The sequence below is a fragment of the Mycobacterium sp. IDUB_19 genome (assembly GCF_055419445.1).
The window spans coordinates 12,726-24,817 of record NZ_JBVAXR010000001.1; the positions used below are offsets into that span (position 1 = coordinate 12,726).

The window sequence follows — 12,092 nt, forward strand, 5'->3', positions numbered from 1 at the left end:
ACTCAGGGCACGGCCGTCGAGTACAGCCACGTGTCCCACAACGGGCGCAGCGACTCGTCCGAGTAGTTGGCCGCCAGGCCGGTGAAGTCGTCGGTGACGGCGGTGCCGTGACGATACCGCGATGTCCAATCCTTCAGCAGCGCAAAGAAATTGTCACCGCCCAGCCGTCCGCGCAGCGCGTGCAGGGTCAACGCGCCACGTTTGTAGACGCGGTCGTCGAACATGTCGCGCGCGCCGGGATCGACCAGTAGCAGGTCTTGCGGCTCAGTACGTAGCTGCGCGTGGTGCAGCCGGGCGAGTTCGTCGGCGCTCGGCCCGCCGCTTCGCTCGGACCACAACCACTCCGCGTAACACGCGAATCCTTCGTGTAGCCAGATATCGCGCCACTGGCCCGCCGTCACCGAGTTGCCGAACCACTGATGCGCCAGTTCATGGGCGATCAGCCGCTCGCTGGACCGCGTGCCGTCGCAATGGTTAGCGCCGAAGATCGAAATCCCCTGGGCTTCAAGGGGTATTTCCAGCGGGTCGTCAGTGACAACGACCGTGTACCCGGTGGCCAGTGGATACGGTCCGAACAGCTCGATGAACAACTGCATCATCTCGGGCTGGCGGGCGAAGTCGTGGTCGAATGCCGGACGCAGCCGCTCGGGCAGCGCGGCTTGTATCGGCACCGGTGTGCGGGCCAGCCGTCGCAATTCGTAGCTGCCGATCTGCAGGGTGATGAGGTAGGTCGACGTCGGCTCGCGCTGCTCATAGGTCCACACCGTGCGCGAGGCGCGGGCCCGGCGCGACACCAGTTGTCCGTTGGCAACCACCCGGTACCGGCTTTCGGTACTGACCTGGATATGAAACGCGGCTTTGGCGCTGGGGTGATCGTTGCAGGGGAACCACGACGCGGCGCCGTTGGGCTGCCCGGCGACCAGTACACCGTCGGTCAGCTCCTCGAAACCGACGTCGCCCCATAGTGAACGAATCGGCCTCGGCGAACCGCCGTATCGCACCACGATCGACAACCCGGCCCCGGTCGGCAGCTTCGATCCCAGGCGTATACGTAATTTGCTGCCGCGACAGGAGAATTGGTCCACCCGTTTGCCGTTCACCGACACCTTCGACACCGTCAACGCAGTCGACAGATCGAGCGTGAGTTGTTGCAACTCGTTCAGCGTGACGGCGGTGATCGTGGCTGTGCCGGACAGCCGGTTCAACGCGACCCTGTAGTCCAGGTCCAGCTCATACCGCGACACCTGGTATCCGGAGTTGCCGTTTTTCGGCAGGTACTGGTCGATCACTTCCGGCAGCGCTTTCTTAGGGGAGGGCTTCATGCGGCGGTGCCCTCGACGCCACGCCCGGAGGCAGCCTTACGCGCCTTCTTGCGACCGGGATTCCACGGCCTGATCGGATTACCTTGCCAGCGCGTCGATCCCGGCACCTCTTCACCGCGGACCACCAGGGACGCGGGGCCTACCGTCGCGCCGGCGCCCAGCCGGGCCGCGGGCAGTGCGACGCAATGCGGCCCGAGCGTCGCACCGGGTTCCAGCACAACGCTGTCCATTCGCATGATCCGGTCGTGGAACAGGTGGGTCTGCACCACGCACCCCCGGTTGACGGTGGATCCGTCGTCCAGCGTGACAAGGTCCGCCTCAGGCAGCCAATAGCTTTCACACCAGACGCCGCGCCCGATACGGGCGCCCAGCGCGCGCAGCCACAGATTCAACGCCGGCGTGCCGCTGGCCGCCCGGGCGAACCAGGGTGCGGCGACGGTTTCGACGAACGTGTCGGCCACCTCGTTGCGCCAGACGAACGACGACCACAGCGGGTATTCGCTGGCTCTGATCCGGCCGACCAGAAGCCATTTCGCGACGATCGAGATGACACCGGCGATCGCGCCCGCCGCCAGCAGCACCAACCCGCCGCCAAGCGCCGCCCACCAGATGCCGAATATCCTTGCCAGCGCCTGTAATCCGCCAAGTACGGCGAGCCCGATCGCGACCGACGCGATCACCGGCAGCAGCCGGAGTGTTTCCACCAACGCCCGCATCGTCTTCAACCTTTGCGGCGGGTCGTACGTGGTCGCAGCATCGGCCTCCTCGGGGCGACGGCGCAGCCGCATCGGCGGGCTGCCCAGCCAGGACGAGCCGCGCTTAGCCTTCGACGGCGCGGCCGACAGCACGGCCACCAGTCCGTCGTCGGGAACACGGCGGCCCGGCTGGGTAATACCGGAATTGCCGAGGAATGCGCGCCTGCCGACGGTCGTCTTGGCCGCATAGATCCAGCCGCCGCCGAGCTCGTAGGACGCGACCATCGTGTCGTCGGCCAGGAACGCGCCGTCCTCGATGACGGCGAACTTCGGCGTCATCAACACCGTCGAAATCTCGGTGCCGCGGCCGACTTTGGCGCCCAGCAGTCGCAGCCACATCGGCGTCAGCAGGCTGGCATACAGCGGGAACAGATAGTTGCGCGCGGCGTCCATCAGCCGCTCGGTGGCCCACAGCTGCCAGCCGGCCCGGCTGCGTACCGGGTGATAGCCCTCGCGCAATCCCAGCGATAACAGCCGCACCCCGAGCACGGTCAGCAGTGCATACGCTGCGAGCGCGGCCAGCGTCGCGGCCGGTGTCCACAACAGCGCGGGGATCACGGCCTGCGACAGCCGGTGCGTGTGGTGGACGGCGACCACGATGACTGCCAGGCCGGCTGCCACCGCGAGCAGCGGCAGCGCCCCCAGCAGAACCGACGTCAGTCCGTACATCACGACCCAGCGCGTCCTGCGCGGCGGCCGCTCGTCCGGCCACGGGTGGTTGACCCGGCCGGACTTCACCGCCGGCGAGCCTTTCCAGTACCGGCCGTTCTTGATCTTGTCCAGCACGCCCGCGCCCGGTGCCACGTCGGCGTTCTTGCCGACGGCCGCGCCGGGCAGCAGCGTCGACCGCGCGCCAATGGTGGCGTCATCGCCGATCGCGATCTCACCGACATGGAACGCGTCTCCGTCGATCCAGTGACCGCACAGGTCGACCTCGGGTTCGACGGCACAGCGGTGTCCGAGGGTGAGCAACCCGGTGACCGGGGGCAGTGAATGCAGATCGACACCCTTGCCGATGTTCGCGCCGAGCGCGCGGGCGTAGTACACCAGCCACGGCGCCCCCGACAGGTTGTGCGCGCCGCTGGCCTCGGCGACCCGCTCGGTGAACCAGATCCGCAGGTGCACCGAGCCGCCGCGCGGGTAGGTGCCCGGCCGCACGCGCGACAGCAACGTCCGTGCGCACAGCACCGCGATGCCCATCCGGCCCAACGGCGTGACGAACAAGACGAACGCCGCCGCGACCAGCCACCAGTTCACCGCGACGGTCCACGGCACCACGTGCAGGGCGCGGGCGACGTTGTTGCCCAGCGCCAGCCACGTCAACCACGGCAGCGCCGCCAGCGTCGCCAACGGCAGGGCAAGCACTGTCTGCGCGAACCTTGTCAGCCACGGCGTCGGCCGGACCGTGCGCTCGGCGACCTGTGGCGGCGGCTCGAGTTCGTCGAGAAACCCGGCGAGCGAGCCCAGCCGGGGATGGTCGTACAGGTCGGCGACGGTGACTTGCGGGTACTGCTGCCGCAGCCCGGACACGAGTTGCGCGGCGGCCAGCGAGCCACCGCCGAGCGCGAAGAAATCCGCCTCGACAGTGTCCACCGCTGCCCCCAGTAGGTCCCGCCACAGCCCGGCGAGCCGGCCGGCCGTGCCGCCCAGATCGGCCGACTCGTCCGACTCCCCGCCCGGTGGCGGCCACGGCAGCGCGTCGCGGTCGACCTTGCCCGACGTGCGGGTGGGCAGCTCGTCGACCCGGATCAGCCGCGGCACCAGCGAGGCCGGCAGTTGCGCAGCGAGCCGGGCGCGCGCCTCGTTGAGGTCGAACGCCGGATCGGTGCTGACGAGATAGCCGACCAGCACCGGTGTGCCGGTGGCGGTGTGACGGACCGCGGCCGCTCCGCCGCTGACCCCCGGCAGGTGCACCAGCGCCGAGTCGACTTCGCCCAATTCGACACGCCGGCCCCCGAGCTTGACCTGGTCGTCGCTGCGGCCGCAGAAATACAGCCCGTCGCGTTCCAGCCGGACTAGATCGCCGCTGCGATAGGCGCGCTGCCAGCCCAGCGACGGCATCGCGGCGTACTTCTCGGCGTCCTTGTCCTTGTCCAGGTAGCGGGCCAGCCCGACGCCGCCGATCACCAGCTCGCCGACGTCGCCGAAGGCGACCGGCAGGCAGTCGGCATCGACCACGGCCAGGTCCCAGCCCGGCAACGGCAGCCCGATGCTGATCGGTCCCGAGCTGTCGAGCTTCGCCGCACACGCGACGACGGTGGCCTCGGTCGGGCCGTAGGTGTTCCACACTTCCCGGCCTTCTTGCATGCTTGGGGCGAGCCGCTCGACCAGCTCCGGCGGGCAGGCCTCACCGCCAAAGATCAACAACCGCACCGCTTCCAGCGCCTCGCTAGGCCACAGCGCGGCCAGCGCCGGCACCGTCGACACCACCGTCACGTCGCGGGTGACCAGCCAGGGACCTAGGTCCATCCCGCTGCGCACCAGCGAGCGCGGCGCGGGAACCAGGCAGGCGCCGTGTCGCCAGGCCAGCCACATCTCCTCGCACGACGCATCGAAAGCCACCGACAGCCCGGCCAGTACCCGGTCGCCCGGGCCAATCGGGTTGTCCTGCAAGAACATCTGCGCCTCGGCGTCGACAAACGCGGCGGCGCTGCGGTGCGTGACGGCCACGCCCTTCGGCAGGCCGGTCGAGCCGGACGTGAAGATGATCCAGGCGTCGTCGCGACCCAGCGGCGCGGTGGCCCGCCAGCCCCGGGATAAGCCGATGCCGCGGAGCAAGCCCGCCTCGGTGATGACGCCCACGACGCCGGCCTCACCGAACACCAATTCGGCGCGCTCGTCGGGGTCGTCGGCGTCGACGGGGACGTACGCCGCGCCGGTGGCCAGCGTCGCCAGGATCGCCACGTATAGCGCGTAGCTGCCCGACGGCATCCGGATGCCGATCCGGTCGCCGCGGCCGATGCCGCGGGCGGCCAGCCACTCCACGCTGGCCTCGATGTCGCTGATCAGTTCGCTGTAGGTGAGCTGGACGGTGCCGTCGTCGATGGCCGTCGCGTCCGGGTAGCGCGCGGCGGTCTCATAAAGGATGTCGATCAGCGTGCGCGGGCGGGGTGCGGCAGGCGACAGCGTGTACTGCGCCGGGACTTGTGCCGGGACGGGGGCTATCGCCACCCCACGAAAATACTCAAGTCCTGGCGCCACGCCGGCAAGCGCTGCGGCGTGTGACGGCCGGTTGGGACTCAGGCGGTGCGGCGCTGCTCGAGCCAGTCGGCCAGCGAGCGCCCGGCGTCGAGGACATGGCGTTCGGCGATCCTGCGGGCCCGTTCGACGTCCTTGTCGCCGAGTGCATCGAGTAACTCCCGGTGCTCGTCGAGCGAATGTTTCTCGTGGTCGGGAAACAGGATGAGGAAGTTGCTCGGAACCACCCGAGCGGCCTGCTTGATCTGGGTCATCAGCCGCGGCGAGTGGGCGGCGCGGTGGATCTTTTGGTGGAAGTGCCAGTTGGCCTCGCCGATGCTGTCGTCACCGGAGCGCGCGACGACGTCGGCCGCCAGTTCGCGCAGCATGTCGAGCTCTTCTGATTCGATACGTTCGGCCGCCCACGCGGCGGCCTGTCCGGTGAGGACTCCGAGGATGGTGAAGCTGTCCATCACGTCGGTGGGGCTGATGCCGATCACGGTGACACCGCTGCGCGGCGCGACCTGCACCAATCCCTCGAAGGAGAGCTCCAACAGCGCCTCGCGGACCGGGGTCCGGCTGGTCGCGAACTCCTCGGTGATGGCGTCGAGGTCGATCCGGGCGCCCGCGGGCAGGGCACCGGTCAGGATGCGGTCCCGGAGTTCGCGGGCGGCCCGTTCGCGCACCGTGCCGGAGATGTCGATCCCCGAAATCGAAGCCATCCGGGAATGCTATCAAACAATAAATCTAACATTTGATATCTGAAATATCAGCTGTTAGGTTTCGACCATGGCTGATCGACGACAAGACAAGATGGCCCTCGTCGCTTTCATGCAGGCGGGCAGCACCTCGGTGTACGCCGGATCGTGGCGGCACCCGGCGACCGAACACGGCTACCTCGACGCTGCGTACTACGCCAAGATCGCCCGCCAGCTCGAAGAAGGCTGCTTCGATCTGGTGTTCTTCGACGACCGGCTCGCGATGCCCGGGGTGTACGGGGGATCGGTGGCCGAGGCGGTGTCCTACGGCGCCCGCCCGGTCAAGCTGGACCTCAGCATTGTGCTCGGCGTGCTGGCCCAGGCCACCTCGCGCATCGGACTGGGCGCGACCTACTCGACCACCTACTACCAGCCGTTCCACGTCGCCAGGACCTTCGCCACGCTTGATCACCTGTCCGGCGGCCGGGCCGCTTGGAACGTGGTCACTTCCGTCAACGACAGCGAGGCGCAGAACTTCGGTGTCAACGCCCACCTCGGCCATGACGAGCGCTACGACCGCGCCGATGAGTTCATGGACGTGGTCGCCGGGCTCTGGGACACCTGGGAGGACGGTGCGATCCTGCATGACCGGGCGGCCGGGCACTACGGCGACCCGGACAAGGTGCACGAACTCGGGCACGTCGGCCAGTACTTCTCGTCGCGCGGGCCGCTGACCGTGCCGCGTACCCCGCAGGGCCGACCGGTGATCATCCAGGCCGGCTCTTCGGGCCGCGGACGCGAATTCGCCTCCCGCTGGGCGGAATTGATCTTCACCGGGGATCCGGGTATCGAGGTCGCACGCAGCCACTACGCCGACCAGAAAGAACGAATCGCCGATGCCGGGCGTGATCCTGCTGCAGTACGGATCTGCCCGATGGCCTACCCTGTGGTGGGCGAGTCCGAGGCCCACGCCAAGGAGCGCGAAGCTCTGTTCCTCAACGAACTGGTTCATCCCATGGCATCACTGACACTGTTGTCGGAGTTGATGAATTACGACTTCGCGCAACACGATCTGGACGACCCTGTCACCGACGAGCTGATCGCGTCGGTTTCCGGAATACGCGGACTGGTACAGAACCTGCGCACCCACATTTCTTTCCAAGGCGGCGGACACCCTGTGACCGTGCGCGATCTAGCCGGCTACCGCGCGACGCTACTGCAGGGACCCCGCTTCGTCGGCACCGGCGAACAGGTTGCCGATCAGATGGCGGACTGGTTCGAAAGTGGAGCTTGCGACGGATTCGTTCTGGCGGCAACGCATCTGCCCGGCGCATTCGAAGACGTTGTGCGGATGGTGGTTCCGGCACTGCAGCGACGCGGCCTGTTCCGCACCGAGTACGAGTCCTCGACGTTGCGGGGACACCTTGGGCTGCAACGACCTTCGAACACCCGAGTGGGTGCCGGTGCGAATGCTTGACGGCGTGCGAGTGCTCGACCTCGCCACTTTGGCCGCGGCTCCACTGGTCGCGACCTACCTGGGCGAGTTCGGCGCCGACGTGATCAAGGTCGAAGACCCGCGACACGGCGATCCGATCCGCGGTTGGGGCAATCAGCGCGAGGATGTCGGGCTGATGTGGAAGTCCTTGTCGCGCAACAAGCGAGCGATCACGCTGGATCTGCGCTGCGCCGAAGGCCAGGCGCTGGTGCGCCGCCTGGTCGAGCATGCCGACGTCGTCATCTTCAACACAAGGCCGCAGACGTTACACAAATGGGGCCTGGACTACGAGAACCTACGTGCGGTCAACGACCGGATCGTAATGCTGCACATCACCGGATACGGGTTGACCGGACCGAAGAGCGAACGCCCGGGCTTCGGCACGCTCGGTGAGGCGATGAGCGGATTCGCGCACATCACCGGACCGGCCGGCGGGCCACCCACGCTGCCGCCGTTCATGCTGGCAGACGGCGTCGCCTCGCTGAACGCCACCTACGCGGTCATGATGGCGCTCTACCACCGCGACGTGCACGGTGCACCGGGGCAGCTGATCGATGTCAACCTGATCGACCCGCTGGCCCGGCTGCTTGAGCAGACCTTGCTGGGCTACGACCAATTGGGTTTGGTGCCCGAGCGTGCCGGCAATCGCTGGGACATCTCGGCTCCACGCAACACCTACCAAACCGCCGATGGACGATGGCTTGCCATGTCCGGCAGTTCACCGGCATTGGCGCTGCGGGTGTTTCGCGCTATCGGCCGAGAAGACCTGCTGTCCGACCCTGACTTCTCCGACCCGCAGCGGCGGCTGGCCCGGGCCGGCGAGGTCGATGCCGTGGTCGCGGATTGGGTTGCCACCAAGACTCTTTCGGAGGCGATGGAGACTTTCGAAGCTCACGAGGTCGCCGCGGCACCGGTCTACGACATCCGCGATCTGGTCGCCGACGAGCAGCTGACGCATCGCGAGGTGTTCGTCTCGGTCGAGGACGAACAGCTCGGGCAGATGACGGTGCAGGCCCCGGTACCCCGTTTCTCGTCGGCGTCCGGAACGGTCGGCCATCTCGGGCCCAATCTCGGGGAACACAACGCCGAAGTCTACGGCGAGCTACTTGGCTTGACTACCAACGAGATTGACGAACTGCACGCCCGCGGCGTGTTGTGACAGAAGGAAATTCGCCCAAAGTGACTGGTCTACTCCGTCGTTCCGAACTCGCCGTACCCGCGAGCAACGACAACATGTTCGAGAAGGGTGCTCAGTGCGGCGCCGACCTGGTGTTCCTCGACCTCGAGGACGCGGTACCCCCGGCGTTCAAAGAAGAGTCGCGCGTCAAGGCGATCGCCGCGCTCAACGACATCGACTGGGGACGCACCGCACGCGCCATCCGGATCAATGGCCTGGACACCCAGTGGTGCCACGACGACGTCATTGACGTCGTTACCAAGGCCGGCGAGAACCTCGACACCATCATCATCCCGAAGGCCCGCACGGCACGCGATGTCTGGTGGGTCGACGTGCTGCTTACCCAGCTGGAGTCGAAACTCGGCCTGAGCAACCGGATTCGTCTCGAAGTTCTGATCGAAGAAGTGGAAGGCCTAGCGAACGCGGAGGAGATCGCAGTGGCCAGCCCGCGGCTGGACGCACTGATCTTCGGTGTGGGTGACTTCTCGCTGTCGCAGGGTGCACGGGTCGACACCAACTTCGTCCCGCTCGGCGAATACCCCGGTGAATTCTGGGCTTACGCGCGGAACAAGGTGATTGTGGCGGCGCGCATCGCCGGCATCGACGCGATCGACGCGCCCTATCCCGACTACCGGGACCTGTCGGGCTATGAGCGTGACGCGCGACGTGCATCGCTGCTGGGCTACACCGGCAAGTGGGCCATCCACCCCGACCAGGTGCCCGTCGCCAACGGGGTCTACGCGCCGACCGCCGATGAGATCGCCCGCGCCGAAGCCAATGTCGCCGCCTACCGGGAGGCCGAGGCCAAGGGTCGCGGCGCGGTAGGGGTCAACGGCGTGCTGGTCGACGCCGCCCACGTGAAGCAGGCGGAGCAGACGCTGGCCCGCGCCGCGTTGATCAAGGGGAACTAGCGATACCTGATTGAGGGCGTCCAGACCGGGGTAACCCGATTATTGATCAATTCTACGGACGCCCAATAGAAGGGAACACGACGTGATTGTCTTAGGCATCATTCTTGTTGTCATCGGTTATTTTGCCGCCATCCCGATTCTGGAAACGATCGGTGGCATCCTAGTGCTCATCGGTGTGATCTTGTGGATCCTCGGGGCGGTCGGGCGTCCGGTAGCCGGCCGCAAAGTCTGGTTTTGAGCGCGTTGTAGCTTTATTGCCATCAAGGCGCACAGTGTGCGTTGACGGCGTCGAGTGTGCGGCCTGGGCGCCCAGGCTGCACAAATCCGGCCATGGATGCACACTCGAAGCCGGGTGCTGATCTGCGTAACACCCTCTCGATCAAGGGGAGTGATCATTCGATGGCCAAGATACTGTTCGTCGTCACCGCAACGAGCTACTGGACATTGAACGACGGCACCCGGCACCCCACCGGTTATTGGGCCGAAGAATTCGCGGCCCCCTACGACGCGCTCAGCCAGGCCGGCCACGAGATCGTGGTGGCCACGCCCGGCGGCACGGTCCCCTACGTGGACGTGATGAGCCTGCGCCCCTCGATGGCCGGCAGCGTCGAAATCGCCGAAAAACTGGAAGGAATACTGCGTTCCGCCGAAGAGCTGCGCAGCCCTATCCAACTCGCCAACGCCCGACTAGACGATTACGACGCCGTCTATTACCCGGGCGGCCACGGCCCGATGGAAGACCTCTGGCGCGACGCCGACTCCGGGCGGCTGCTTATCGCCGCCCTCGCGTCGGGCAAGCCGTTGGCGATCGTCTGCCACGCACCGGTCACCATCCTCGCCACCCGCCGCGACGGAAAATCTCCGTTCGCGGGCTACCGCGTCACCGCGTACACCAACGCCGAGGAGGACGCCGTCGGCCTCCGCGTGAAGGCGCCGTTCACGGTCGAGGACGAACTGGTCAAGTTGGGTATCGACTTCGTCCGGGGTGAAATGTGGAAGCCGTTCACGGTGGTGGACCGCAATCTCTACACCGGGCAGAATCCCGCCTCGGCGGCGCCGCTTGCGGAGCAGATCCTCGAAGCGCTGCCGCGCTGATCGACGGCCGTCTCGACCAATAGGCAACTTTCGAATCCGATATCACGGGCGATATCGCACTTACGAATCACGTGGTGGTTGTGATTGCAGATTGAGTCACCCGGCCCTGCGAGACGGTAGTATCAACTACTTGCGATTCGCGGTTCGAGGATATACCGTCGGCCCGACGGAGTCCTACGGACAGGAGCGGTCATGCCTCGATTCCCCAAGCCGTCGGAGGGAAGCTGGACGCAGCATTACCCCGAACTGGGCACCGAGCCGGTGTCCTACGAGGACTCCATCAACCCGCAGATCCACGAGCTGGAGCGGGATGCCATCTTCAAACGTGCCTGGCTGAATATCGGTCGGGTGGAACAGGTTCCGCGTAAAGGCAGCTACGTCACCAAAGAGCTCAAAGTCGTCAACACGTCAATTATCGTGGTGCGTACGGGATCTGGCGAGGTCAAGGCGTATCACAACATCTGCCGACACCGCGGCAACAAGTTGGTGTGGAACGACATGCCACTCGAGGAGACCAGCGGTGTGTGCCGCCAGTTCACCTGCAAGTACCACGCCTGGCGTTACGACCTGGACGGCAATCTGACGTTCGTCCAGCAGGAGGAGGAGTTCTTCGACCTCGACAAGAGCCGTTACGGACTGGTGTCGGTGCACTGCGAGGTCTGGGAAGGCTTCATCTTCGTCAACTTCTCGAAGACGCCCGAACAGTCTCTGCGCGAGTTCCTGGGGCCGATGGTGACAGCGCTCGAGGGCTACCCGTTCGACAAGCTCACGTCGCGGTGGTGTTACCGCTCGGAGGTGAAGGCGAACTGGAAGCTGTACATGGACGCTTTCCAGGAGTTCTATCACGCGCCGGTGCTGCACGCGAACCAGTCGCCGACCGCGTATTCAAAGGCGGCCGCCGAGGCGGGTTTTGAGGCCCCGCACTACCGACTGGATGGCCCGCACCGGCTGGTGAGCACATCCGGCATCCGGGCCTGGGAGATGCCGGACGAGATGCGCAAGCCGATGGACGACATCTGCCAGAGCGGACTGTTCGGGCCTTGGGAGAAGCCGGATTTGGGCGAGATGCCGGTGGGGCTGAACCCCGCGAAATGCGATCCGTGGGGACTCGACTCATTCCAGCTGTTTCCCAATTTCGTCATGCTGTTCTGGGCCCAGGGCTGGTACCTGACCTATCACTATTGGCCGACGTCCTACAACAGCCACATCTTTGAAGGCACGTTGTACTTCCCCCAGCCGCGCACTCCACGTGATCGGGTCGCGCAGGAACTCGCGGCGGTGACCTTCAAGGAATACGGCCTGCAGGACGCTAACACCCTGGAGGCGACTCAGAGCATGATCGAGTCGCGCGTGATCGATAAGTTCCTGCTCAACGACCAAGAGATCCTGCTGCGTCATCTACACAAGGAGACCGCGGCGTGGATCGACGAGTATCGCCGCAGCACCACGGCGGGCGTGTGAT

At 66.2% G+C, this 12,092-nt stretch carries 9 protein-coding genes; 6 read left to right on the forward strand and 3 right to left on the reverse strand.

Features of this window, described 5'->3' with window-relative positions; all coding sequences use genetic code 11:
• Positions 1–2: 2 nt before the first annotated feature.
• The 3 genes from ACZY0B_RS00080 to ACZY0B_RS00090 all read right to left on the reverse strand — a co-directional run bounded on the left by ACZY0B_RS00080 (position 3) and on the right by ACZY0B_RS00090 (position 5,976).
• On the reverse strand, positions 3–1,322 hold the full coding sequence (locus tag ACZY0B_RS00080; protein WP_463761900.1) for a M1 family metallopeptidase: 1,320 nt from the start codon (positions 1,320–1,322) through the stop codon (positions 3–5).
• Positions 1,319–5,248: a Pls/PosA family non-ribosomal peptide synthetase gene (locus ACZY0B_RS00085; RefSeq protein ID WP_463761902.1), complete on the reverse strand. Its 3,930-nt coding sequence runs from the start codon at positions 5,246–5,248 to the stop codon at positions 1,319–1,321. Before ACZY0B_RS00085 ends, ACZY0B_RS00080 begins: the two co-directional genes overlap by 4 nt.
• Positions 5,249–5,316: 68 nt before the next feature.
• Entirely contained in the window at positions 5,317–5,976 is a 660-nt protein-coding gene (locus tag ACZY0B_RS00090) for a GntR family transcriptional regulator (protein ID WP_463761903.1), read from the reverse strand.
• Positions 5,977–6,043: 67 nt separating this feature from the next.
• On the opposite strand from ACZY0B_RS00090, the gene ACZY0B_RS00095 reads away from it, so the two are divergent.
• The 6 genes from ACZY0B_RS00095 (at position 6,044) to ACZY0B_RS00120 (ending at position 12,091) form a co-directional block, all read left to right on the forward strand.
• Positions 6,044–7,429 (forward strand): LLM class flavin-dependent oxidoreductase, encoded by a 1,386-nt coding sequence (locus ACZY0B_RS00095; protein ID WP_463761904.1) that lies wholly within the window; start codon positions 6,044–6,046, stop codon positions 7,427–7,429.
• Positions 7,422–8,606: a CaiB/BaiF CoA transferase family protein gene (locus tag ACZY0B_RS00100; RefSeq protein WP_463762354.1), complete on the forward strand. Its 1,185-nt coding sequence runs from the start codon at positions 7,422–7,424 to the stop codon at positions 8,604–8,606. The genes ACZY0B_RS00095 and ACZY0B_RS00100 overlap by 8 nt, the downstream gene beginning before the upstream one ends.
• Positions 8,607–8,626: 20 nt before the next feature.
• A complete protein-coding gene (locus ACZY0B_RS00105) occupies positions 8,627–9,535 on the forward strand; it encodes an HpcH/HpaI aldolase/citrate lyase family protein (RefSeq protein WP_463761905.1) in 909 nt (302 codons plus the stop codon).
• Between the two features lie 82 nt (positions 9,536–9,617).
• The gene (locus ACZY0B_RS00110) at positions 9,618–9,773 is read left to right on the forward strand and encodes a hypothetical protein (protein ID WP_463761906.1); all 156 of its coding nucleotides are present in this window, start codon (positions 9,618–9,620) and stop codon (positions 9,771–9,773) included.
• Between the two features lie 161 nt (positions 9,774–9,934).
• The gene (locus ACZY0B_RS00115) at positions 9,935–10,630 is read left to right on the forward strand and encodes a type 1 glutamine amidotransferase domain-containing protein (RefSeq protein ID WP_463761907.1); all 696 of its coding nucleotides are present in this window, start codon (positions 9,935–9,937) and stop codon (positions 10,628–10,630) included.
• A gap of 192 nt (positions 10,631–10,822) precedes the next feature.
• Entirely contained in the window at positions 10,823–12,091 is a 1,269-nt protein-coding gene (locus tag ACZY0B_RS00120; protein WP_463761908.1) for an aromatic ring-hydroxylating oxygenase subunit alpha, read from the forward strand.
• The last annotated feature ends 1 nt before the right edge of the window (position 12,092 follow it).